We start from the raw sequence: 476 nt of genomic DNA on the forward strand, positions 1-476 counted from the left end.
CAGCAGAAAGTGAGAAATACATGAAAGCAGATACTCAGTTCTGGCGAGATCTGAAAGCCAATCGCCAGAAGATGACCAAACAGCAATACAGAACCATTAAGGGACAGGCAGTCAGCGGAAAAGTGCTGGATGCCAGAAAAGGTTTACAGAAAGTTTTGAAGCGGAGGAATGGAGCATGACCACAACCAAAGAATTTCAGCTTGTTGACATCAACAAGTTAGTGCCTTATGCCAACAACGCCAGAACGCACAACAAGGAACAGATCCTGAAGCTTCGCTCTTCTCTGCGTGAGTTTGGATTTGTCAATCCCGTCATTATCGACAAGGCATATAACGTCCTCGCCGGTCACGGCAGAATTGAAGCCGCAAAAGAAGAAGGTATTGCAGAAGTACCCTGTGTGTATGCCGACCATCTGACCGAAGCACAGAAGAAAGCGTATATTCTTGCTGACAACCGGATGGCATTGGATGCAGGCT

Annotated in this window: 1 pseudogene; it reads left to right on the forward strand. The window is 46.8% G+C overall.

Going from position 1 to position 476, the window contains the following annotated elements:
* Nucleotides 1–220 precede the first annotated feature (220 nt).
* Nucleotides 221–476, forward strand: a pseudogene (locus tag RUMCAL_RS02660) (ParB/Srx family N-terminal domain-containing protein); the annotation flags it as partial.

The organism is Ruminococcus callidus ATCC 27760, from assembly GCF_000468015.1.
Lineage (GTDB): Bacteria > Bacillota > Clostridia > Oscillospirales > Ruminococcaceae > Ruminococcus_C > Ruminococcus_C callidus.